The organism is Jatrophihabitans endophyticus (assembly GCF_900129455.1).
Classification (GTDB): domain Bacteria; phylum Actinomycetota; class Actinomycetes; order Mycobacteriales; family Jatrophihabitantaceae; genus Jatrophihabitans; species Jatrophihabitans endophyticus.
In genome coordinates this window covers 346,158-368,700 of sequence record NZ_FQVU01000003.1, presented here as the reverse complement: position 1 = coordinate 368,700, position 22,543 = coordinate 346,158, and the positions used below count along the sequence as shown (strand labels likewise).

Below are 22,543 nucleotides of genomic sequence, written 5' to 3'. Positions count from 1 at the left end.
CGCGGCACCGGGCGCCTCCCAGTCCTCGGGGCGCTCGCCCTCGTGATCGCTGGTGGGTCTCACGCCGCCCGCCGGTCGTCGTCGAGCAGCGCCAGCACGCGGCGGGCCATGGTGATCCCGGCGTCCTGCGCGCCGGTCGTGGCCGCGGCGGCGGCCATCCGCGCGAGCGCCGCGGGGTCGGCGAGCACGGGCAGCAACCGCGTCCGGATCCACGCGGGGTCGAAGTCCTCGTTGGCGACGATCAGCGCACCGCCCGCCGTCTCGACGGGGACGGCGTTGAGGCGCTGCTCGCCGCCGCGCAGGGGCAGCGGGACGTACACGGCCGGCAGCCCCACCGCGCTCAGCTCGGCGCAGGTCATCGCGCCGGAGCGGCACACCACGAAGTCGGCGGCGGCGTAGGCGTACTGCATGTCCTCGACGTAGGGCACGGCGACGTAGGGCGGCTCGCCGGCCGGCACGTCGACGGTGTTCTGGGGCCCGGCGACGTGCAGGACCTGCACGCCGGCGACCCGGAGCTCGCCGGCGGCGGCGGAGACCGCGTCGTTGATCGCGCGCGCGCCCTGCGAGCCGCCGGTGACCAGGAGGACGACGCCGTCGGGGTCCAGCCCGAAGCGGGCCCGCGCCTCGGCGCGCAGCGCCGCGCGGTCGAGCCCGGCGATGGCCGGGCGCAACGGGATGCCGACCGGCACGCCGTGGGGCAGCCGGACCGCGGCGGAGGCGGTGAACACGTGGTGCGTGAGCCGGGCGGCGACCCGGTTCGCGACCCCCGGTCGCGCGTTGGCCTCGTGCACGACGAACGGCACCCCGCGACGGCGCGCCGCGATGTAGGCCGGCATCGCCACGTAGCCGCCGAAGCCGACGACGACCTCGGCCCGGGTGCGGTCGAGGACGGCCGCGGCCGCGCGTACCGAGTCGCGCAGGGCCACCGGCGTCCGCAGCAACGCCCGGTTGAGCCTGCGCTGCAGCGGCACCGGCGGGATGAGTTCGAGCGGGTAGCCGCGGGCCGGGATCAGCGTGGTGTCCAGGCCCCGCACCGTGCCCAGCGCGGTGATCTCGGCGTCGGGCCGCAGGCGGCGCACGGCGTCGGCGAAGTTCATCGTGGGCTCGATGTGTCCCGCGGAGTGCCCGCCGGCGACCACGATCCTGGGTGCGGACGCCGCCATCACCCGACCCGCCTCGCCCGCGACGGCGCCGCGGTCACCGGCCGGTGGGTCGCCGACCCCGCCGGCCGCGACGGGCGGGACGCGGGAGGTGCGGAGGCCGGCGCGGTCCGGCGCGCACCCGCGGGGCGGGACGTGCTCGTGGCGGCCGCGGCCGGCAGCGCGGACGGGTTTTTGCGCGGATTCGCGTAAACCCGCGGGACGGGGATCCGCAGCCAGCGTTCGAGGCGGGTGCGTCGCGCGAGCCGTTGGGCGCGGCGGGCGGCGTTGACGGCCTCGCGCTCGTGACGCGCGAACGACACGAGCATGCCGATGACGAAGAACGTGACGAGCAGCGAGGTGCCGCCGGCCGAGATGAGCGGCAGCGGGATCCCGGTGACGGGGAGCAGCCCGGTGACGTAGCCGATGTTGATGACGGCCTGGCCGGCGAGCCAGATCGTCGCGCCGCCGCCGGCGGTCCGCACGAACGGGTCGGGGCTGCGGCGCACGACGCGCATGCCGGCGTAGGCCAGCAGTCCGAACAGCAGCAGCACCGCGAGGCAGCCGATGAGGCCGAGCTCCTCGCCGATGATCGCGAAGACGTAGTCGGAGTTGGCGTTGGGCACCCAGCCGTACTTGGACGTGCCCTGGCCGAGCCCGACCCCGAAGACCCCGCCCGACGCGAGGGCGTACAGGCCCTCGACGGTGTGGTAGCCGGTCGAGCTGGCGTCCTTCCACGGGTTCGTGAACGTGGTGAGCCGCTCGAGCCGGTACGGCTCGGTGACGGCGAGGACGGTGACCGCCAGCCCCACCAGGCCGACGAGGAACGCGAAGTAGCGCAACGGCATGCCGACCATCCACAGCACGCCGAGCAGGATGAGCATGAAGCACAGCGTCGTGCCGAGGTCCGGTTCGAGCATGACGAGACCGGTGACGAGCGCGAACCCGGGCAGCAGCGGGACGAACAGGTGGCGGGCGCGGGTCAGCGTGCGCAGCTGCTGCTTGCGGGCGAGCAGGTCGGCGGCCCACAGCAGCATCGCCAGCTTCGCGAACTCCGAGGGCTGCAGCTGCAACGGGCCGATGTCGATCCAGCGCCGCGCGCCGTAGACACCCACGCCGATCCCGGGCACGAGCACCGCGCACAGCGACACCAGCGCGATCGCGAGGAGGGGGTAGGCGAGCAGCCGGAAGGCTCGCGGCGACGAGCGCATCGCCGCCCAGAACAGCACGAGGCCCAGCCCGACGAAGACGAGCTCCTTGACCGCCTGGTTCCAGATCGAGCCGGTGCCGCCGTTGTCACGGGCGGCGGCGATCGTCGTCGACACCGCCATCAGCACGCCGAAGCCGACGAGACCGACCGCGGCGAACACGAGCAGCTGGACCGAGGCGTAGGGCTGGTCGAGGAAGCGGCGCGCGGCCGTGCGCACCTGCCCGGCGTCGCGGCTCACGACGCGTCCCCGATCAGCTCGTGCACGGCGGCGGCGAAGGCGTCACCGCGCGCGGCGAAGCCGGCGAACATGTCGTAGGACGCGGCGGCGGGCGCGAGCAGGACCGTGTCGCCGGTGCCCGCGAGCCCGGCTGCGGCACGCACCACCTCGACCATCGCTCCATGGTCGGGGTTGTCGACCGTGATCACGGGGACCTCACGCGCGTGTCGCGCGAGAGCGGCGGCGACGGCGGCGCGGTCCTGGCCGAGCAGCACGGCCCCGGCCAGCCGCCCGGCGTGCGCGGCCACGAGCTCGTCGACGGCCACGCCCTTGAGCTGCCCCCCGGCGATCCAGACGATCCGGTCGTAGGCCGACATCGACGCGTCCGCGGCATGCGGGTTGGTGGCCTTGCTGTCGTCGACCCAGGCGATGCCGTCGTGGACGGCGACGAGCTCGTTGCGGTGGGCGTCGGGGACGAAGGCGCGCAGGCCGGCGGCGACCGCGTCGGCGGGGACGCCGAGCGCGCGGGCGAGCGCCGCGGCGCCGAGGGCGTTGGCGACGTTGTGCCGCCCGGCGGGACGAACCTCGGCGACGTCGGCGAGCACCGCGCCGTCGTCGCCGAACGCCCGCGACACCAGCCGGCCGCCGCGGACGCCGAGCTGCCCCTCCCCCGGCTCGCCGAGCGTGAAGCCGGTCGCCGCGGGGGGTGCCAGCGCCATCACGCGGGGGTCGTCGAGGTTGACGATCGCGACGTCGCCGCGCCACACGCCGGTCTTGGCCCGCTCGTAGGCGTCGAGCGAGCCGTGCCAGCTCAGGTGGTCGGGTGCGAGGTTGAGCAGTGCCCCGGCCGCGGGCCGGATCGACGGTGCGAAGTGCAGCTGCTGGCTCGACAGCTCGACGGCGAGCACGTCGTACGCCGTTCCCGCGCGCACCGCGTCCACGAGCGACTCGCCGACGTTGCCCACGGCGATCGCGCGTCGCCCGGCCGCCCGCAGCACGGCCTCGAGCATGTGGACGGTCGTGGTCTTGCCGTTGGTCCCGGTGAGCGCGAGCCAGGGCGCGGCGTCGGCCCCGCGCAGCCGCCAGGCCAGCTCGACCTCGCCCCACACCGGCACGCCGCGGGCGGCGGCGTCGGCGAGCAGCGGATGGTCGGGCGGGTAGCCGGGCGACACGACGAGCACGTCCGGCCGCGGCCGCCCCGGGTGCTCCGGATCGTCGGGCACGCGCGCGAGCGGGCCGAGCGCGACCGGCTGCCGCTCGCCGGGGCCGGGCTCGATCTCGACCGGCCCGTCGGCGGTGACGAGGACGACCGCGTGCGCGGCCACGAGCGCGCGCACCGCGGAGCGCCCGGCGACGCCGTAGCCGGCGACGAGGACGGTGCTGTCACGCAGTGGACCGGGTCCGTCGAGGGGTTCCTCGTCAGCCATTGCCGAGGAAGTCCGAGTAGAACAGGCCGACGCCGAAGGCGACCGCCATACCGGCCATGATCCAGAACCGGACGATGATCGTCGTCTGCTCCCAGCCGGCGAGCTCGAAGTGGTGGTGCAGTGGCGCCATCCGGAAGACACGTCTGCCCGTGCCGGTGCGTATTCGGGTGAGCTTGAACCAGCCGGTCTGGATGATCGAGGAGATCGTGATGGCGGCGTACAGGCCGGCGAGGGCGACGAGCAGCAGCTCGGTCCGCGTCAGGATCGCGAGGCCGGCCATCAGCCCGCCGAGGGCGAGCGAGCCGGTGTCGCCCATGAAGATCTGCGCCGGCGGCGCGTTCCACCACAGGAAGCCGAAACACGCCGCCATCGCCGAGGCGGCGACGATGGCGAGGTCGAGCGGGTCGCGCACGTCGTAGCACCCGGCGACGGGATCGCTCAGACACTGGTTGCGCGACTGCAGGAACGAGATGAGCGTGAACGCGCCGAACACCATCGCCGCGGCCCCCGCGGCGAGGCCGTCCAACCCGTCGGTGAGGTTCACCGCGTTCGACGTCGCCGAGATGATCAGGTACGAGAGCACGACGAAACCGATGGCGCCGAGCGAGATCGCCCCGATGTCGCGGACGTAGGACAGCTTCACCGACGCCGGCGTCAAGCCGTGCTCGTTCTTGAACAGCAGCGCGAGGATCGCGAAGGTGACGCCCACGATCAGCTGACCGCCGAACTTCGCTCGCGCCCGTAGCCCGAGGCTGCGCTGTCGCCGGATCTTGATCAGGTCGTCGAGGAAGCCGACGCCGCCGAGGCCGACCATCAGCAGCAGCGCGAGCACCCCCGAGGCCTGCGGTCCGCCCTCGCCGCCGAGCGCGCGGATGACGTGCGCGACGGTGTAGCCGACGACGGTGGAGATGATGATGGCGACACCGCCCATCGTCGGGGTGCCGCGCTTGACCAGGTGGGTCTGCGGGCCGTCGACGCGGATCTCCTGGCCGAAACCGCGCCGGCGGAAGTACACGACGACGAGCGGCGTGCACAGGATCGAGGTCAGCAGCGCGGCGATGGCGGCGACGAGGATCGTCTTCACCGCTCGTCCCCCCTCGTCGTCGTCTCGTCCGTCTCCCCGGCCGCGACCAGGGCCAGTGCCACCCGTTCGAGCCCGGCGGACCGCGATGCCTTCACCAGCACCACGTCACCGGCGGCCACCTCGTCGCGGAGCAACGCCACCGCGGCCTCGGCGTCGGGGACCCAGGCGGCCCAGCGTTCCCCGCGGTCCCGCTCGTGCCGTCCGAAGCCTTCCAGAACGGCTGCGTCACAGCTGGGCCGGGCCAGGTTCCCCACAGCGACCACCCGGGTGATACCGAGGCCCGCGGCCAGCCGGCCGAGCTCCGCGTGCGCGGCCGCCGTGTCGTCGCCGAGCTCGGCCATGGCGCCCAGCACCGCCCACGACGCACCGGGCCGGGCGGCGGCGACGCGGGCCAGCGTGCTCAGGGCGGCGTGCATCGACTCGGGGTTCGCGTTGTACGCGTCGTTGAGCACGAGCAGGCCGTCGGGACGCTCGGTGAGCTCCATGCGCCACCTGCTCGCCGGCGTCGCGGCGGCGAGGCCGGCGACGACGTCGGCCGGCGCGACGCCGCACTCGACGGCCACCGCGTACGCAGCGAGCGCGTTGCCGACGTGATGCCGCCCGACGAGCCGAAGGCTCACCCTCGCCTCGAGGTCACGATGCCGCAGTGTGAAGGTGGGACGGCCGAGATCGTCGAGCTCGACGTCGGTGGCGCGGACGTCGGCGCCGGCCGCCTCGCCGACGGTGACGACGCGCGCCGCGGTCCGGGTGGCCATCGCCGCGACCAGCGCGTCGTCGGCGTTCAGCACCGCGACGCCGCCGTCGGCCGCGGCGGACAACGACTCGACGAGCTCGCCCTTCGCCCGGGCGATCGCGTCCCGCGAGCCGAACTCGCCGAGGTGGGCGCTGCCGACGTTGAGGACCGCACCGATGCGCGGCGGCGCGATGTCGGTGAGGTAGCGGATGTGGCCGATCCCGCGCGCACTGGTCTCCAGCACCAGGTAGCGGGTGTCGGGCGTCGCGCGCAGCACGGTGTAGGGGTGGCCGAGCTCGTTGTTGAACGACCCCGGCGGCGCGACCGTGGCGCCGTGCGGGGCGAGCAGCTGGGCCAGCAGGTCCTTCGTCGACGTCTTGCCCGACGAGCCGGTCACACCCACGACGACGGTGTCGGGCAGTCGCCGGATCACGGCGGCCGCGAGGCTCGCCAGCGCGGTGAGGGCGTCGGCCACGACGATCGACGGACCGTCGACCGGGCGCGTGACGATGCTGGCCACCGCGCCGCGCTCCCGGGCCGTCCCGACGTAGTCGTGACCGTCCACGCGATCGCCGGGGAACGCGACGAACAACCCGCCCGGCCCGATCTCGCGCGAGTCGAACTCCACCGGGCCGGTGACCGGCGTCGCCGGGTCGGCGTGCTCCAGGCCCCCGCCGACGATCTCGGCGACCTCACCCAACGACAGCTCGATCACGACGTCGCCCCGGACGGCGCGCCGAGCGCCTCGCGCAGGACGACGCGGTCGTCGAACGGCTGCTTCACGCCGGCGATCTCCTGTCCCGTCTCGTGCCCCTTGCCGGCGACCAGCACGGTGTCGCCAGGACGGGCGCGCTCGACCGCGTCGACGATCGCGGCGCGCCGGTCGCCGATCTCCACGACCTCGCCGCGCTGCCCGGTCGGCACCGCAGCGGCGCCGGCCAGCATGGCGCGGCGGATCGTCGCGGGGTCCTCCGAACGCGGGTTGTCGTCGGTGACGACGAGGACGTCCGCCCCGCGCGCGGCGATCTCGCCCATGTGCGGCCGCTTGCCGCGGTCGCGGTCGCCGCCGCAGCCGAGCACGACGATCAGCCTGCCCCGGGTGAGCGGACGCAGCGCGCGGAGCGCACCGTCCACCGCGGCGGGCTTGTGGCTGTAGTCGACGACGGCGAGGAAGTCCTGCCCCGCGTCGACCCGCTCCATGCGTCCGGGCACCTGCGCGGTGGCGATCGCCGCCGCGACCGGATCGCCGGCGACGCCCTGGGTCTCGAGCATCGTGAGCGCCAGGGTGGCGTTGGCGACGTTGTAGCGGCCGGGGATCGCGCAGCCGAGGCGTTGGGACCCCCAGGGCCCGGTGGCCCAGAACGTCGTCGTGCCGTCGCGCTCCTCGTGGACGTCGAGCGCGCGCACCCCGGCCTGCTCGCCGTCGGTGCTCACGGTGGTCGCGTTGTGGCGCGACTCGACGGCTGCCCGGCGTCCCCACTCGTCGTCGACCACGACGACGGCCTGGGTGGCCCGCTTCACGAAGCCGAGTTTGGCGGCGAAGTAGTCGTCCATGTCGCGGTGGAAGTCGAGATGGTCCTCGGAGAGGTTGGTGAAGCCGGCGACGTCGAAGTCGATGCCGTCGATCCGGCGCATCGCGACGGCGTGGCTCGACACCTCCATCGCGACCGTGTCGACGCCCCGCTCGACCATGACCGCGAGCAGGGCCTGCAGGTCCGGCGCCTCGGGGGTGGTGAACCCGGCCTCGAGCGTCTCGTCGCCGATCATCGTCGCCACCGTGCCGATGACGCCGGTCATCGCGCCCGCTGCCCGGAGCCCGGCACGCATCAGGAAGGTCGTCGTCGTCTTGCCGCTCGTCCCGGTGATCCCCAGCATCGACAGCCGGCGTGACGGCTGGCCGTAGACCTGCGCGGCGACCGGCCCCAGCGCCGCGCGCACGTCGGGGACGACGAGGCGGGGCACCTGCGCAGCGAGCAGCGCCGCTCCCGCGTCGTCGGTGAGCACCGCGACGGCGCCGAGGCTGACCGCGTCCGCCGCGAACGTCGCCCCGTGGACGTTGCGCCCCGGCAGCGCCGCGAACAGGTCGCCGGGCCGCACACGGTCGCTCGCGGCCGTGACGCCGCGCACCGCGACGGTCGGGCCGGCGAGCCGGCCGCGCCCCTCGGCGAGGGCGGCGAGGTCCACCGGTGGCGTCCGCGTCGGGCGCGGGAACGCATCGGTGGCGCTGCGCGTCGTTCGGCCAGGCACGTCAGCAGACGTTAGCGGGCAGGGTCGCGCGGTCTCGTCCGGCACACACCTGCAGCGGCACGTGCGTGGAGTGCGAACCGGTCGGCGGCACCTGCGCGTGCTGCAGCTCGTAGGTGGCGAGATCGTGGAAGAGCGGGGCCGCGACGTCCCCGCCCTCGAGGCCGTGGGCGGGGTTGTCGACCATGATCGCGATCACGAACTGCGGGTTGTCGGCGGGCACCATGCCGGCGAACGTGTCCCAGTACATGGAGTCGGAGTAGCGCCCGCCGTTGTTCGGGTCCGGCTGCTGCGCGGTGCCGGTCTTGCCCGCCACCCGGTAGCCGGGGATGGCCGCCTTGACCCCGGTGCCGCCGGGGAGCGTCACGGACTCGAGCATCGTGCGCACCGTGCGCGCCGTCTGCGCGGTGACGGCCCGCACGCCCTTGGGCGTGGCCGTCTTCTGCTGGCTGCCGTCGGCCGACGTCACCGACGACACGACCCGCGGCGGCACCCGCACCCCGTCGTTGGCGAGGGTCTGGTAGATCGAGGCGAGCTGGAGCACGGTCATCGACTGGCCCTGCCCGAACGGCAGGTTCGCGAAGGTGGAGTCCGACCAGTCCTTGTAGGGCGGCAGGTAGCCGGGGCTCTCGCCGGGGAGCTCGACGCCGGTCTTCTGCCCGACGCCGAACGCCTGCTCGTAGCGCAGCCACTTCTGCGGGCCGAGCTTCTCGGCGATCTTGAGCGTGCCGACGTTCGAGGACTCGGCCAGCACGCCGGTGGCGGTGAAGCGCTCGGTGGGGTGGTACCACGCGTCGCTGACCTTGACGCCGCCCATGTGCACCGCCCACGGCACCGACAGCGAGGTCTTCGGGGTGATCGTGCGCTCCTGCAGGGCGGCCGCGAAGGTGATCGCCTTCTGCACCGACCCCGGCTCGAACGCCGCCATCACCGGCGGGTTGATCGGCGCGTCGCTGTCGATGGTGTCGGGGTTGCGCGCGTCGAACGTGCCGGACGACGCGAGCGCGAGCACCTGCCCGGTCTTGACGTCCAGCGCCGCCATCGTCGCGCCCCGGGCCCCGGACTTCTTGACGTCGGCGTCGAGCAGCTGCTGCGCGGTGAACTGCAGGTTCTGGTCGATGGTCAGGGCCACGGTCGCGCCGTTGCGCGCGGGCTCGGTGACGGCGCGGGTGCTGGGGTTGACGTTGCCGACGTTGTCGACCGAGTACGTCTGGCTGCCGTCCTTGCCCGCCAGCACCGCGTTGTAGCGCGACTCGATGCCGGCCGCGCCGCTGCCGTCGGAGTGCACCGTGCCGACGATGTTGGCGCCGGTCGTGCCGCCCGGGTACTGCCGCTGGGTCGTGGCCTGGGTGTAGATGCCGTGCAGCCCGAGCGCGGTGACCTTGGCCGCGCGGGCGGGCGACAGCGCGGTGGCCAGGACCGCGTACCGGCCCTTCGTGGCCAGCGCCTTCATCACCGTGGCGTGCTCCTCGCCGAGCACCGGCGCGAGCGCCAGCGCGTAGCGGTCGCGCTGGTCGGCCGGCACCTGGGTCGGGTCGACGGTGACGTCCTGCGCGTTCGAGGTGTAGGCGAGCGGGGTGCCGTCGCGGTCGACGATCTGACCGCGCATCGCGTGCAGCGTGACGGTGTCGACGCGCTGTGCCGCCGCGGCACCGGCGAGGTCGCGGTGATCGACGCCCTGCAGCTGCACCAGCCGGCCGCCGATGATCAGCAGCAGGGTGCAGACGGCCGCGAAGCCGTAGCGCAGCCGGCCGTCCATCGCCCCCAGCCGGAGCGCACGGCGACGTCGGACCGGCCGGCGTACCGGTCGCTGCTGGGCCGGCCGCTGCGGCCGCTGCTGGGTCGGCCGCTGCTGGGCCGGCCGCTGCTGGGTCGGTCGCTGCTGGGTCGGCCGCTGCTGGGTCGGTCGCTGCTGGGTCGGTCGCTGCTGGGTCGGTCGCTGCTGGGTCGGTCGCTGCTGGGTCGGTCGCTGCTGGGTCGGTCGCTGCTGGGTCGGCCGCTGCTGGGTCGGCCGCTGCTGGGTCGGCCGCTGCTGGGTCCGGCCGCTCGGGGCGTACCCCGGGGCCGGCCGGCCGGCGCTCCCCCGCTGCGGTTGCCCGCGGCGCGCGCCGGCCGGCGGTGGCCCGAAACGCCGGCCCCCGGCCGACGTCCCCCCGGGCCCGGCCCCGGTCCCTCCCCGCCCTGCCGGCGCCGCCCCCCGTGACGGCGCCTCGTGACCGCGGCGGCTGGGAAGCGCGCGGCCCGTTCGGGGATCGATCGCCGGGCGTCCGGTGGGCGGCTGCCGGCGGTCGGTCATCGGTTTCCTCCCGGAAGGGTGACGACGGGGGTCGGGGTGGCCGACGGCGTCGGGGTGCGGCTGGGCGCCGGCGAGCTGCTGCGCGCCCGGTGCCGTGCCGTCGACGCCGACGCCGACTTCGACTTCGACTTCGAGCTCGAGCTCGATTTCGACGCGGACTTCGACGCGGACTTCGACGGGTGCGGCGTGGCCGACCGGACGGCGACCGGCGGCGCGGTCGCGGCCTCGGGGCTGCCCATCACTCGCGCCTTGCCGTCCTTGCCCAGCACCACGAAGGCGGGATTGCCGGCCGGCACCATGCCGAGCGCCGCCGCCGCGGCGGCGAGGTTCGCCGGGGCCGCGCTGGCCGCGACCTCCACGCGCAGGTCCTGCAGCCGGGCGGCGACGGCGGCGTCGCGTTGCGTGAGCTCGTGGCGGCGCAGCTCGTTGGCCGCGGACGCGGTGTTGAGCGCGAGCAGCAGCGCGAGGCTGCCGACGATCAGGCCGGTGACGAGCAGCGCGAAGGGGACCCGGGCCGGTCGCCGCGGCGGGCGCGTGCTCTCGCGGGGCCGGGACGGTGCCGGCGGCCCCGCCGGGCGCCGCGTCGAGCGGCCGGCGTGGGCCGGCCCCGGGCCGACACCGGCGGCATCGCGAGCGGCGTCGCGGGCGGCCCGGGCGAGTTCGCTGGGGCTGCGCATGTCAGGACGCCCGCATGTCAGGACGCCGCCCGGATGCGTTCGGCGGCGCGCAACCGCACCGAGGCCGCGCGCGGGTTGGCGGCGACCTCGGCGTCCGAGGCGGCCTCCGACCCGCGGCGGAGCAGCCGCAGCTGCGGTCCGCTGCCGGGCAGCGTGACGGGCAGGTCGGCCGGCGTGGTGTCGCTCGCGATCGCCGCGAGCGCCCGCTTGGCGATGCGGTCCTCCAGCGAGTGGTAGGCGAGGACGACGATCCGGCCGCCCACGGTGAGCTTGTCCAGCGCGGCGGGCACGGCGTCGCGCACCGCGTCGAGCTCGCCGTTCACCTCGATCCGCAGCGCCTGGAACGTCCGTTTGGCCGGGTGGCCCCCGCGCCGGCGCGCCGCGGCGGGGATCGCCTCGCGCACCAGCTCGGCCAGTCGTGCTGTCGACCGCAACGGGGCCACCCGGCGCTCGCGGTCGATGGCTTGCGCGATCCGCAGGGCGAACCGCTCCTCGCCGAACTCGCGCAGGATGCGCGCCAGCTCGGGCACGGGGTAGGTGTCCAGGACGACCTGCGCGGTCGTCCCGCCGCTCTGGTCCATCCGCATGTCGAGCGGGGCGTCCTGCGCGTAGGCGAAGCCGCGCCCGGCGACGTCGAGCTGCATCGAGGACACCCCGAGGTCGAACAGCACACCGTCGACGCCGTCGATCCCGAGCTCGGCGAGCACCTCGGGCATGCGGTCGTAGACGGCGTGCACGAGGTGGGTCCGCGCCGCGTAGGGCGCGAGCCGCTCCCGGCTGCGGGCCAGGGCGACCGGGTCACGGTCCAGCCCGACCAGCGTCAGCCGCGGATGCGCGGCCAGCAGCGCCTCGGCGTGACCGCCCAGGCCGAGCGTGGCGTCGACGGCGACCGCGGGCCGGTCGGCCAGGGCCGGGCCGAGCAGCGCGAGCACGCGCTCCAGCAGGACGGGCACGTGCGACGCGCCGGCAGCACCGTCGGCAGCACCGTCGGCAGCACCGTCGACACCAGCGGTGTCGGCGGTGCCGCGCGGGTCGTCCTCGGCCATCTGCACTGCTCTCTCGCGACGGGGTGGGGCGAAGTGGGGAGGCGGGTGGGGATGTTCGTCGGCCGGGGCTCGACCTCGGACTCTGGTCCCCGCCCGTCCCGCCTGGCACCGGGGAAGTGACGCCAGGAGGCGGACGGGAGGAGGCCGGAACTCGAGGTCGCGGCAGCCGGCACGGTCGCGGGTGCGGTCACAGCACGCCGGGCAGCACCTCCTCGGCGATGTCGGCGAAGGCCGGCTCGGTGGCGTCCAGGTACTCCTGCCAGGCGGCGGCGTCCCACACCTCGATGCGGGTGTTCGCCCCGATGACCACGCACTCCTTCTGCAACCCGGCGTAGGAGCGCAGCGTCGGCGGCACCGTGATGCGTCCCTGCCCGTCGGGGGTCTCGTTGGACGCGCTGGCGAACAGCACGCGGCTGTAGTCGCGGACCCGGCGGTCGGTCACGGGTGCGGTGCGCAGCGCGTCGGTGACCCGGCCGAACTCGGTGACCGGGAAGACGTAGAGGCACCGGTCCTGTCCCTTGCAGATCACCAGGCCTCCTTCCAGATCGGGCCGGAACCGCGCCGGGAGCGCGAGCCGGCCCTTGTCGTCCAGGCGCGGGGTGTGCGTGCCGAGGAACACCGACACTCACCTCCGCACCACGTCGGTCGAGCGGAAACCGCTCCTGCACTCCCCACTCTCCCCCACTGTAACCCACAACATGCCACGGTCAACGATTTCGGCGCCGCACTCAGCCCGCGCCCAACCACCGCCGGGACCTCCGTCGCCGCCCCTCCGGACGGGTCGTCGGCGGACGGGACGGTGCGCGCGCACGCCGGGGCTCGGCATACTCGACCTTCCCGGGGCCGACCTCCGGGCCGACAGCGCAGCCAACCGACGAGGACGCACACCGGTGGATCACCTGCACGACGACCTGCACCCGGCCGGCAGGCACGCCGGCGGCCCCGCCAACGGCTCGGCCCCCGGGGCGACCCATCGGCCCGGGTCGGACGCCGGCCGGCACGGCACCGACGGGCAGTACCGCCCCTCGGTCGTGGCCGTCCGCGACGCCGGCGCCCGGATCGGCACGAACATCGAGCAGGTCATCGAGGGCAAGCACGAGACCATCCGGCTGGGGCTGGCCGTCCTGCTCGCCGAGGGCCACCTGCTGATCGAGGACGTCCCCGGCGTCGGCAAGACGACGTTCGCGAAGGCGCTGGCCCGCTCGATCGACTGTTCGGTGCGCCGGGTGCAGTTCACCCCCGACCTGCTGCCCAGCGACGTCACCGGCGTGAGCGTCTACAACGCCGAGGAGCGCGACTTCGAGTTCAAGCCCGGGCCGGTGTTCGCCAACATCGTCGTCGGCGACGAGATCAACCGCGCCTCGCCGAAGACGCAGGCCGCGATGCTGGAGTGCATGGCGGAGCGGCAGGTCACCGTCGACGGCGAGACGTACGGGCTCGAGTCGCCGTTCATGGTCATGGCCACCCAGAACCCCATCGACATGGAGGGCACGTACCCCCTGCCCGAGGCGCAGCGCGACCGCTTCACCGCCCGGATCTCGATGGGCTACCCCGACCGGCGCGCCGAGGTGGCGATGCTCTCCGAGCACGCGGCGGTCGACCCGCTCGACTCGCTGCGGCCGGTGTCGGACGCCACCGAGATCCGGTCCCTCATCGCCGGCGTCCGCGCGGTGTACGTCTCGGACGCGATCAAGGAGTACGCCGTCGACCTGTCCGAGGCGACGCGTCGGTCCGGCGACGTCCGCCTCGGCGCGTCGCCGCGCGCCAGCCTGCAGCTGCTGCGCTCGGCGAAGGCGTGGGCCGCGCTGGGCGGGCGCGAGTACGTCATCCCCGACGACCTGCAGTACCTGCTCGTCCCCGTCCTCGCGCACCGCCTGCTGCTGACGGCCGAGGCGCACGTCGCGGGACGTTCGCCGGCCGACCTGCTCCGCCGGATCGCACAGGTGACGCCGATCCCCGGCACGTCGCCGAGCGGGTCATACTGACGCGTGTCCCGAATGTCGCACCGCGGCCCCCGCGGCGCCTGATGCGCCGCCGCATCGGCTTCACCACGCGCGCCAGTTGCCTGCTGGCGGCGGGGCTCACCGCCGTCCTGTGCGGCCTCGTGCTCGGCGAGACCGACCTCGTGCGCGCCGGTGTGCTCGCGGTCGCCGTCCCGTTCGCCGCCGCGGTGTTCGTGCACCGCTCGCGCGTGCGGGTGGCCAGCCGCCGCGGCCTCGAGCCGCACCGGGTGACCGCCGGGCAGGCGGTGACCGTGCACCTGACGCTCACCAACCGTTCCCCGCTGCCCTCCGGCGCGCTGATGCTCGAGGACCGGCTGCCGCAGGGGTTGCCGGGCAACGCCCGTTTCGTGCTCGACTCGCTGGCCGGCCACGAGTCGCGCACGGTGTCCTACCGGACGCCGGACCTGCACCGTGGCCGCTACCGCGTCGGTCCGGTCAGCGTGCGTCTCAACGACCCGTTCCACATGGTCGACGTGACGCGCTCGTTCACCGCGACCTCCGACTTCCTCGTGCAGCCGGTGGTCGACCAGTTGCCCGCGGCGCAGCCGCCGCGTAGCGACGACCTCGGCGACGGCGGCGGCAGCCACTCGATCGGCGCCCACGGCGCCGACGACGCCTCGACCCGCGAGTACCGGATCGGCGACGACCTGCGCAAGATCCACTGGCGCTCCTCGGCGCGCGTCGGGTCGCTCATGGTGCGCCAGGAGGAACGCCCGTGGCGTTCGCAGACGACGCTGCTGCTCGACAGCCGCGCGACGTCCCACACCCGCTCCCGGGGCGGCGCGAGCGCGACCGGCGACGACCCACGGCTGCTCGACAGCTTCGAGTGGGCGGTCAGCGCGACGGCCAGCATCGCCGTGCAGGCCATGCGCCGCGGCCGCGAGATCGGCCTGCTCGACGACCCGACCCGCCCGGAGCTGCTGCGCTTCACTGAGCGCGAGCAGCTGACCACGCACCTGGCCGGCAGCCGCCCCGTCCCCACCGACCGGTTCGACCCGCTCGCCGACCTCGTCCGCGGCGCCGCGCGCGAGTCGACCCTCGTTGCGGTGCTCGGCCGGACCGACCCGGCCACGCTGCGGCTGCTGGCCGAGGCACGCGGCCGGGGCCGCTCGTCCCCGGCGCTCGCGCTGCTGATCGACGTCGACGGCTGGGGTGACGCCGCCGGCGGCCGGCCCGCGGACGACCCGGAGATCGCGGCGACCGTGCTGCGCAACGCGGGCTGGCGGGCCACGGTGGTCCGGTACGCGACGAGCACGGCGACGGCGTGGCAGCTGCTGGCCGGGGCCGGCTCCTCCCCCCTGGCGGCCCGGTCGTGACCGGCACCGCCACCCGCGGCAGCGCCGCCCGCGGCACCGGTATCCGCGGCAGCGCCGCCCGCGGCAGCGGCACCGCGCCCAGGCGGTCGGCGGACGGGCAGTCCGCGGTCCGCCGCACCCTGCTCGCGCTGCTCGCCGCCGCCCTCGGCGTGATCCCGCTCAAGGCGCTGCTGGCCGACTCCGGCTGGCTGCTCGACGTCTGGGTCGCCATGGCGGTCGTCGTCGGGCCGGCGGCGCTGCTGCGGTTGCGCCGTCCGCCGGGTGCCCTCGACATCTGGCCGGGCGTCGTGCTGCTCGTGCCGTGGCTGACACTGCGCTTCCTGCACGAGGGCGCGCTCGCCGGCGTCATCCCGACCGGCGCGACGTGGACGCAGCTGTCCACGCTGCTGACCCAACTGCACCAGACGACCCGCGACGAGGTCGCGCCGATCCATTCGACCCCCGCCGTCCGCCTCGTGCTCTGCGCGCTGGTCGGCCTGTTCGCCGCGCTCGTCGACCTCATCGCCGTCGTCGGACGGCGCGGCGCGCTGGCGGGCGTGCCGTTGCTGATCGTCTTCACCGTCGCCGGCGCGGTCCCCCGTTCCCCGGTGTCGTGGGTGTGGTTCGTCTTCTCGGCCATCGGCTACCTCGTGCTGCTCGCCGTCGACGCGGGCGACGACCTCGAGCGGTGGGGGCGGCGGCTCCGCGCCGGCCCGGTCGCCGGCGGCGTCGGTCGCACCCGACGGGCCCGGGCCGCGAGCGGGCCGGCCATCGCGGTCGCCGCCGTCGTCCTCGCCGTCGCGCTGCCGGCGCTCGTGCCGGGCGAGCCGCGCAACCTGCTCACCGACGCCTTCCACGGCGGCGGCGGCAAGGGCGTGGGCGGGTTCGGCAACGGCGGCAGCAACGGTCGGATCAGTCCGTTCGCCGCGCTCAAGGGCCAGCTCGACCAGGACGACCCCCGTCCGCTCGCCGACGTGCAGATGCAGGACGGCGCCGGTAGCCCCGCCCCGGACGCCAAGCCCTACTACCTGCGGGTCAACGTGCTGTCGAACTACACCGGCGAGGGCTGGCGGGTCGGCTACCACGGCGAGCAGGTGTCGGTGAGCGACGACGACTACCCGCTCGGTGAGGGCGGCGAGAGCGAGTCGACGACCCTGCGGGCCCGCATCGACATCAGCGCCATGCGGGGCAACGCGCCCGTGTTCGGCAATCCGACGAGCATCTCGGGGCTGCCCGGCGGGGCGACGTGGAGCCCGCAGGACCAGCTGCTGCTCGGCGAGTCGATCGACGAGGGGCTGGCCTACACCGAGTCCTTCCAGCAGCCGACGCCGAGCGTCGCGCAGCTGCGCCGCGCCACCGGCAGCCCGGACGGACGGTTCCGCACCGAGCTCGCGCTGCCCGACGACCTCCCCCGCTACGCGCGCAACCTGGTCGCCGACCAGACGGCCGGCCGGTCCGGGCCGTACGAGAAGGCGCGGGCGATCAGCGACTTCTTCGCCGACCCGGCCAACGGGTTCGTCTACGACCTGAAGACCGCAGTCGGCGACTCCGGCAGCGACCTCGTGGACTTCCTGCAGAACCGCCGCGGCTACTGCCAGCAGTACGCCGCGGCCATGGCGGTCATGCTGCGCGTCGCCGGGATCCCCGCCCGCGTCGTCCTCGGTTACATGCACTCCACCCCCGACCGCGAGGGCAGGTTCACGGTCACGACGTCGGACGCCCACTCGTGGGTGGAGGCATGGTTCGCCGGCATCGGCTGGGTGCCGTTCGACCCGACTCCGGCGGCGGGGTTGTCCTCCGGCGCGAACTCGCTGCCCTACGCACCGCGCGAGTCGCAGTCCGCCGGCACCGGCGCGGACGACACGGTGGGGCGGTCGTCCTCGGCGGCGGCGTCGTCGACCGCGTCCGGCAGCTCGGCGGCGAGCAGCTCGTCCAGCGCCGCCACCGCGCAGCGCCGCCCGCCGGGTGCCGCGTCCGGGACACCGTGGTGGGTCGGCGGCGGGGTACTGCTCGCGGCTCTGCTCGCGCTGACGCCGGCCGCGGTACGCCGCTCGCGACGGCAGCGCCGCTACGCCGCGGCCCGCCGGCGCGGCGACGCGAGCGCGCTGTGGGCGGAGCTCTCGGACACCGCGGTCGACCTCGGCTACGTCTGGTCGCCCGCGCGCTCTCCCCGGCAGGTCGCCGCCTGGCTCGCACGCGACGCCCCGGCCTCCGCGGAGTCGTTGCGCGCGCTCGCCGGCGCGGTCGAGCGCCAGCGCTACGCCGGGGCGACGGCGACGCGGTCCGCACCGGACACCGACGCCGCCGACGCCGCGCTGCGCCACGCCGTCGCCGAGCTGCGCGGCCACCGCAGCGGCGGCACCCGGTTCCGGGCCCGCTTCTTGCCCGCGTCCCTCGGCTGGACCGCCCTGTTCGGCGGCCCCGCCCGCCGTCGCCGCTGACCCGCCGCGCCGTACGCGGATCGTCCGGCGCCTCGCGAACCCCGCACCGTCCGCCGCAGCACGATCCACCCGCGCGCCACGATCTTCGGACACCCCGCGACCTCGGCACCGTCCGCCGCAGGACGATCCACGCGCGCGCCGCGGACGGCAAAGGCCGGGCCCGTCTCGGGCCCGGCCTCGGTGTGGTCGGTGCTGCTGGCTGCGCGGGGTCAGTTCTCGTCGAAGCGACGCCGCAGTCGGTCCTCCATGCGGTTGCGCAGCCCACCGGTCTGCTTCGGGTCCGGCGTCGCCGCCGCCTCGGGCGTGTCGGGGGTGCGCTCGCGGTCGCGGCCACGGATGGCCTGCACGGCGAACGCGCACGCGCCGACGACCAGCACGAACCCGACGACGCTCGCCCAGATGAGCTGCGACACCAGGCCTACGAGGACGAGCGCGAGCCCGACGACGACGCCGACCGCGCCGAGGACGGCCGATCGGCGCACCCGCGAGCGGGCCCGCGCGGTGCGGACGGACGCGGCGAACTTGGGGTCTTCGGCATAGAGCGCCTGCTCGATCTCGTCCAGCAGTTTCTGCTCGTGCTCGGAGAGCGGCACTGGGCCCTCCTTCGTCGCCGTGGTCGGACTTCGCGGCGGACAGTCGATCAGCGAATGGATGCGGTCGGACTCGACGGAGCCCTTCCGATGTCGAGCATACGAGCCGATCGGTCGGATCGAAAGTTACGAGGTGAAGGAATTGTTCGGCGTCTCGTCATCCGGCCGGGCGGGGGCCACCGCGCGCTTGCGCAAGAGCGTTCCCGACGTGACCGCGGCGGCGCCGAAACGGGCCCGGGCGGCGTCGACGGCACGGTCCGCAGCCGGTCGCGGCACCGGGGCCGGGCCTGACTCGGCGCGCGACGCAACCCCCGGCTCGGCCGGCGCCGCGGCGCGTGCGGACGTCGCGACGTCGAGCGCCAACTGCTGCGGCGTCGCGGCCGCGGCGCGCAGGTTCTCGGCCTTCACCCCGACGAGGCGGATGCGCGGCCGGTCGAGCCGCAGGCTGCGGTAGAGCTCGACCGCGGTGGCGTAGACCTCGCGCGTGGAGTCGGTCCAGTCCGCGAGCGTGCGGACGCGGGTGACGGTGCGGAAGTCGGCGTAGCGGATCTTGATGCCGATCGTGCGGGCCACGAAACCCCGTGCGCGCACCCGGTTGCCGACGTCCTCGGCCGCGCGCAGCAGCTCGCGGCAGACGTCGACCTCGGCGGTGAGGTCGGCGTCGAGCGTGTGGTCGGAGCTGATGGACTTCTCGACCTCGTCGGGCTGGACCGCCCGCGGGTCGAGGCCGGCGGCGAGGGCGCTGAGGTGATCGGCCGCCGCGACGCCCACGGCCCGGCGCAGCGTGTCGACCGGGGTCGCGTCCAGATCGCCGACGGTGCGGATGCCGAGCCGGTGCAGCGGCTCGGCCGTGCGTGCGCCGACCCCCCACAGGGCCGTCACCGGCAGCGGGTGCAGGAAGTCGAGCACCCGCGCGGCGGGCACGACGAGCAGGCCGTCGGGCTTGCACCGGGCCGAGGCCAGCTTGGCCACGAACTTCGTGGGGGCGACCCCGACCGAGCAGGTGAGCCCGAGCTCGCCCTCGACCCGCGCGCGGATCGTCGCGGCGATGGCGCCCGGCCGACCGTGCAGGCGCGTCGCCCCCGCGACGTCGAGGAACGCCTCGTCGAGCGAGAGCGGTTCCACCAGCGGGGTGACGTCGCGCAGGATGGCCATGACCCGCGCGGAGGCCGCGGTGTAGGCCGCCCGGTCGGGCGGCAGCACGACCGCGCGCGGGCACAGTCGCAGCGCCTGTGACATCGGCATGGCACTGCGCACCCCGTACCGGCGCGCTTCGTAGGAGGCGGCGGCGACCACGCCGCGATGGCCCCCGCCGACCACCACCGGTCGGTGGGCGAGCTCCGGCCGGCGCTTGATCTCGACGCTGGCGAAGAAGGCGTCCATGTCGACGTGCAGCATCGAGCAGCCGGTGTCGTCGCCGTCGAAGCGACCGGCGGTGCGTGGCAGCTCGTGGCTACGCCCCATCGCTACGGCGCCCCGGGGGTCGGCTGTGTCGTCACGCCGACGGGCGACGCAGCACGATGTGGATGCGCCCCGCGAGCTCGGCGAACGGGGAACGCCCGGCCGCCTCGGCGTCGAGGGCGGCCACCGCCTCGCGGCCGCGCGCGGTGTCGCCCGCGGAGCCCGGGACGAGGTCGGAGAAGACGCCGATGCCGCGGCGCGAGGCGACGGTGAGACCAGCCCGCTCGCCCAGCGCCACCACGGCGGCGGGCCCGGCGTGGTCGGCCGTGGTGTCGGCGACGGCGTCGAGGCGACGCAGGTCGGCCAGGGCCGCCACCGGTTCGCCGGCCAGTGCGCGGGCGATCACCGCGGCCACCGGGTTGGCGACGAGCACGCTGAGCAGGCCGCCGGGACGGACGAGCGCGGCCATCGCGGCGAAGGTGTCGCCCACGCGGTCGACGGCGTCGAGGATGCCGTGGGCCAGCACGGCGTCGAAGCGCCGGTCGCCGACGAGTTCGGCGAGTGCCTCGACGTCGCCGGCGACGGCGTGCACCGACGCCGAGACACCGGCCTCGTCGGCACGGCGGCGCAGGGTGGCCAGCGCGTCGGCACTGATGTCGACGACCGTCACGTCGGCGCCGGTCGCCGCCAGCGCGACCGCGTAGGCGCCGCTGCCCCCACCGCAGTCGAGCACCTGGGCCGCCGCACCGGCCGGCGTGACCGTGCGCAGCGTCTCGGCCAGGTGAGCGGTGACGAGACCGACCCTGCTACCGGGAGCGCGCTCGCGACGGGCCTCGGTCTGCACCCGGTCACACTATCGGCCGGCACCGACATCGTGGCGTCGAGCGCGGTCACGCCGCGAGCATGCCCAGCCCGTTCTCGACCAGGGCCAGGAACTCGGTGGCGGCCCGCAGCTGGTCGTCGGCGGCGCGGCTCGACACGGCCGAGACCGCACCCGCCTCGACCGCGGCACGGACCGGCGCGCCGGCCGCGAACAGCGCCGCCCACTCGGCGTACTCGGGCGCGACGCGCTCGAGCAGCACCCACACACTCAGCAGCCGCCGACGCGACGACGCCGGACGGCCGCGCCCGGCCACCACCGCGGCCGCCGTGCGCAGTGCCGACAGCTGCGCGAGTCGGAACCGCTCGCCGGCCTCGGGCGTGGCCACGGCGTCGAGCAACACCGCACGTGCCTGCACGAGCAGGCCCACCGCGGAGCCGCGGGAGACGATCGGGTGTTCTGCTGTGGTCGGCATGGCGTGCCCCCTGTCGAGTCGTTCGAACTCGCGTTCGATATTAGCACGACCGTTCGACCACGGTCGTCCGGTGCCGACGACGACGCTGCCGCAGGGGTACGACAGTTTCGTGCCGCCGCCGTGGCGGTCCGCCGCCCGGGGGGTCAGGACGGGTCGAGGACGGCGACGACGTCACCGACGACCACCACGGCCGGCGCGCCGATCCCCGCGCGCTCGACCTCGTCGGCCAGCGTCGCGAGCGAGGCGCGCACGACCCGCTGCTCGGGCAGCGTCGCGCGGTGCACGACCGCCGCCGGCGTGTCGGCCGGGCGCCCGTGCCGCACCAGGTCGTCGGTGATGAGCCGGAGCCGGTCCATGGCCATGAGGATCACGAGCGTGCCGGCGTGGGTGGCGAGTCCCGGCCAGTCCACGCCGGACTCCGGGGGGCGGCCCGGGTCGAGGTGGCCGGACACGACGGTGAAGTCGGCCGCCACCTTGCGGTGGGTGACCGGGATCCCCGCCAGCGCCGGGCCGGCGAGCGCCGAGCTGAGCCCCGGCACGACCTCGACCGGTACCCCCGCGGCCACGCAGGCGAGCCACTCCTCGCCGCCGCGGCCGAAGACGAACGGATCGCCGCCCTTGAGCCGGACGACGAGCTTGCCGCGACGGGCCCGGTCGACGAGCACCTCGTTGATCTGCGCCTGCGTGAGGTTGTGCCGGTGCGGGGACTTGCCGCAGTCGACGATCTCGACGTCCTCGGACAGGTCGGCCAGCAGGGCGCGCGGGGCGAGCCGGTCCACCACGACGACGTCGGCGTCGGCGACGAGGCGGCGTCCGCGCACGGTGATGAGGTCGGGGTCACCCGGGCCTCCCCCGACGAGCACGACCCGCCCGCCGGGCGCGGCGGGCGTGACGGACGCGACGGGGACGCGGCGGTGCCGCCGGGCCGGCAGGTCGCCGGCGTCGAGCGCGGCCGCGATCGCGTCGCGCAGCAGCGCCGCGCGACGCGGGTCGTCCCCGCCGCTCACGGCGACGGTCACCCCTTCGCGTCGCGTCACCGCGGGGACGCGCGCGGTGCCCGCCGCCGCGAGGTCCGCGCGGACGCAGAAGATGTGCCGCTCCTCGGCCGCGACGCCGACCGCGGTGTTGACATCGGATCGGTCGGTGCAGGCGACGGCGAGCCACGCCGCGTCGAGGTCGGCCGGCGCGAACGGTCGGCGCTCGATCGCGACGTCCAGGCCGTCGAGCTCCGGTCCGACGTCCGGGGCGACCACGACGACCGTCGCGCCGGCGGCGAGCAGCGATCGCGCCCGGCGGGCGGCCACCGGTCCGCCGCCGACGACGACGACCCGGCGACCCGCGACGTCGAGGAGCAGGGGGAAGCCGGTCACCGGCCCATTGTCCCGGTCCGGCGCGGTTACGGTGGGGCGGTCGGGCGTGCGGCCGGTCACGCCAGCGGCGGGCGA

Annotated in this window: 18 protein-coding genes; 3 read left to right on the top strand and 15 right to left on the bottom strand. The window is 75.3% G+C overall.

Features of this window, described 5'->3' with window-relative positions:
- Positions 1–59 precede the first annotated feature (59 nt).
- From BUE29_RS11870 to mraZ, 10 genes are all read right to left on the bottom strand, one after another.
- Positions 60–1,163, bottom strand: coding sequence for a UDP-N-acetylglucosamine--N-acetylmuramyl-(pentapeptide) pyrophosphoryl-undecaprenol N-acetylglucosamine transferase (locus tag BUE29_RS11870; RefSeq protein WP_073390463.1), 1,104 nt, complete (start codon positions 1,161–1,163; stop codon positions 60–62).
- The gene (ftsW, locus tag BUE29_RS11865) at positions 1,163–2,587 is read right to left on the bottom strand and encodes a putative lipid II flippase FtsW (RefSeq protein ID WP_073390460.1); all 1,425 of its coding nucleotides are present in this window, start codon (positions 2,585–2,587) and stop codon (positions 1,163–1,165) included. The genes BUE29_RS11870 and ftsW overlap by 1 nt, the downstream gene beginning before the upstream one ends.
- Positions 2,584–3,993, bottom strand: coding sequence for a UDP-N-acetylmuramoyl-L-alanine--D-glutamate ligase (gene murD, locus BUE29_RS11860; protein ID WP_073390457.1), 1,410 nt, complete (start codon positions 3,991–3,993; stop codon positions 2,584–2,586). Before murD ends, ftsW begins: the two co-directional genes overlap by 4 nt.
- Positions 3,986–5,077 carry a phospho-N-acetylmuramoyl-pentapeptide-transferase gene (gene mraY / locus BUE29_RS11855; RefSeq protein WP_073390455.1) on the bottom strand — a complete coding sequence of 364 codons (1,092 nt, stop codon included), beginning with the start codon at positions 5,075–5,077 and terminating at the stop codon, positions 3,986–3,988. The genes murD and mraY overlap by 8 nt, the downstream gene beginning before the upstream one ends.
- On the bottom strand, positions 5,074–6,525 hold the full coding sequence (locus BUE29_RS11850; protein ID WP_073390452.1) for a UDP-N-acetylmuramoyl-tripeptide--D-alanyl-D-alanine ligase: 1,452 nt from the start codon (positions 6,523–6,525) through the stop codon (positions 5,074–5,076). The genes mraY and BUE29_RS11850 overlap by 4 nt, the downstream gene beginning before the upstream one ends.
- Positions 6,522–8,057, bottom strand: coding sequence for a UDP-N-acetylmuramoyl-L-alanyl-D-glutamate--2,6-diaminopimelate ligase (locus BUE29_RS11845; protein ID WP_073390449.1), 1,536 nt, complete (start codon positions 8,055–8,057; stop codon positions 6,522–6,524). Before BUE29_RS11845 ends, BUE29_RS11850 begins: the two co-directional genes overlap by 4 nt.
- Position 8,058: 1 nt before the next feature.
- A complete protein-coding gene (locus tag BUE29_RS11840; protein WP_073390446.1) occupies positions 8,059–9,813 on the bottom strand; it encodes a peptidoglycan D,D-transpeptidase FtsI family protein in 1,755 nt (584 codons plus the stop codon).
- Between the two features lie 533 nt (positions 9,814–10,346).
- The gene (locus BUE29_RS11830; protein ID WP_073390440.1) at positions 10,347–11,027 is read right to left on the bottom strand and encodes a cell division protein FtsL; all 681 of its coding nucleotides are present in this window, start codon (positions 11,025–11,027) and stop codon (positions 10,347–10,349) included.
- A 17-nt stretch (positions 11,028–11,044) separates the two neighbouring features.
- Entirely contained in the window at positions 11,045–12,073 is a 1,029-nt protein-coding gene (gene rsmH / locus BUE29_RS11825; RefSeq protein WP_073391114.1) for a 16S rRNA (cytosine(1402)-N(4))-methyltransferase RsmH, read from the bottom strand.
- A 187-nt stretch (positions 12,074–12,260) separates the two neighbouring features.
- Positions 12,261–12,692, bottom strand: a complete 432-nt coding sequence (gene mraZ / locus BUE29_RS11820; RefSeq protein ID WP_073391113.1) for a division/cell wall cluster transcriptional repressor MraZ — start codon at positions 12,690–12,692, stop codon at positions 12,261–12,263.
- Positions 12,693–13,104: 412 nt separating this feature from the next.
- Between mraZ and BUE29_RS11815 the strand changes: the two genes are divergently transcribed.
- Genes BUE29_RS11815 through BUE29_RS11805 form a run of 3 tightly spaced genes read left to right on the top strand, consistent with a single transcriptional unit; the run spans position 13,105 to position 17,812 of the window.
- Positions 13,105–14,058, top strand: a complete 954-nt coding sequence (locus tag BUE29_RS11815; protein WP_073391112.1) for an AAA family ATPase — start codon at positions 13,105–13,107, stop codon at positions 14,056–14,058.
- A 41-nt stretch (positions 14,059–14,099) separates the two neighbouring features.
- Positions 14,100–15,392 carry a DUF58 domain-containing protein gene (locus tag BUE29_RS11810; RefSeq protein WP_073390437.1) on the top strand — a complete coding sequence of 431 codons (1,293 nt, stop codon included), beginning with the start codon at positions 14,100–14,102 and terminating at the stop codon, positions 15,390–15,392.
- Positions 15,389–17,812, top strand: coding sequence for a transglutaminase TgpA family protein (locus BUE29_RS11805; RefSeq protein WP_143168147.1), 2,424 nt, complete (start codon positions 15,389–15,391; stop codon positions 17,810–17,812). Before BUE29_RS11810 ends, BUE29_RS11805 begins: the two co-directional genes overlap by 4 nt.
- Before the next feature lie 209 nt (positions 17,813–18,021).
- On the opposite strand, the gene BUE29_RS11800 is transcribed toward BUE29_RS11805, so the two are convergent.
- The 5 genes from BUE29_RS11800 to cobA all read right to left on the bottom strand — a co-directional run bounded on the left by BUE29_RS11800 (position 18,022) and on the right by cobA (position 22,468).
- A complete protein-coding gene (locus BUE29_RS11800; protein WP_073390432.1) occupies positions 18,022–18,405 on the bottom strand; it encodes a DUF3040 domain-containing protein in 384 nt (127 codons plus the stop codon).
- A 123-nt stretch (positions 18,406–18,528) separates the two neighbouring features.
- Positions 18,529–19,866: a DNA polymerase IV gene (gene dinB, locus BUE29_RS11795; RefSeq protein WP_073390424.1), complete on the bottom strand. Its 1,338-nt coding sequence runs from the start codon at positions 19,864–19,866 to the stop codon at positions 18,529–18,531.
- Between the two features lie 31 nt (positions 19,867–19,897).
- The gene (locus BUE29_RS11790) at positions 19,898–20,647 is read right to left on the bottom strand and encodes a class I SAM-dependent methyltransferase (RefSeq protein WP_073390423.1); all 750 of its coding nucleotides are present in this window, start codon (positions 20,645–20,647) and stop codon (positions 19,898–19,900) included.
- Positions 20,648–20,693: 46 nt separating this feature from the next.
- Complete coding sequence (locus tag BUE29_RS11785) at positions 20,694–21,098, bottom strand: SAV_6107 family HEPN domain-containing protein (RefSeq protein WP_143168146.1); 405 nt, start codon at positions 21,096–21,098, stop codon at positions 20,694–20,696.
- A gap of 143 nt (positions 21,099–21,241) precedes the next feature.
- Positions 21,242–22,468, bottom strand: coding sequence for a uroporphyrinogen-III C-methyltransferase (gene cobA / locus BUE29_RS11780; RefSeq protein WP_073390421.1), 1,227 nt, complete (start codon positions 22,466–22,468; stop codon positions 21,242–21,244).
- Positions 22,469–22,543: the final 75 nt, after the last annotated feature.